Origin of the sequence: Neisseria sp. N95_16 (assembly GCF_002551535.2) — a bacterium.
In the GTDB taxonomy this organism is placed as follows: domain Bacteria; phylum Pseudomonadota; class Gammaproteobacteria; order Burkholderiales; family Neisseriaceae; genus Neisseria; species Neisseria brasiliensis.
Map to the genome: position 1 here is coordinate 1 of NZ_PDBT02000168.1, position 502 is coordinate 502.

Genomic DNA, 502 nt, shown 5'->3' on the forward strand with positions numbered 1-502 from the left:
CGTCCTTCTTCACCCAGCGGGCATCTTGGTCTTTGCTGGGAGTGTTTTCTGAAACCACACCGTTTTCATCGGTTTCAATCGCCCGTCGCTGTTTGCCGCCGGCTGTTTGGATAATGGTGGCGTCAATAACGGCTGCTTTGGCATGTTGGATTTTTAAGCCTTTGTCGGTTAATTGGCGGTTAATCAAATCCAGTAATTCGGCAAGTAGATTGTTTTGTGCCAGCCAGTTGCGGTAACGGCACAGTGTGCTGTGGTCGGGGGTGTTGAGYTCGTCAAAACCGCAGAAGAGATAAAAGTCGATACGGGTAATGAGACTGTGTTCGAGTTCGGGATCGGACAGGCTGTGCCATTGGCCGAGTAAGACGGCTTTAAACATGGACAATAATGAATAGGCGGGGCGGCCGCCGTGATGACGGGTATAGCGGCCTTTTTGTTGTTCGAGATAATCGGCAATGGGCTGCCAGTCGATAATGAGCTGAATTTTGAGCAAGGGAAAGCGGTC

General features: G+C 50.7%; 1 protein-coding gene. It reads right to left on the minus strand.

Annotation, left to right across the window (positions count from 1 at the left end; translation table 11 throughout):
* Window positions 1–502, minus strand: a 502-nt coding sequence (locus tag CRG49_RS13055) for a transposase (protein WP_198515184.1), incomplete at both ends; no start/stop codon positions are given.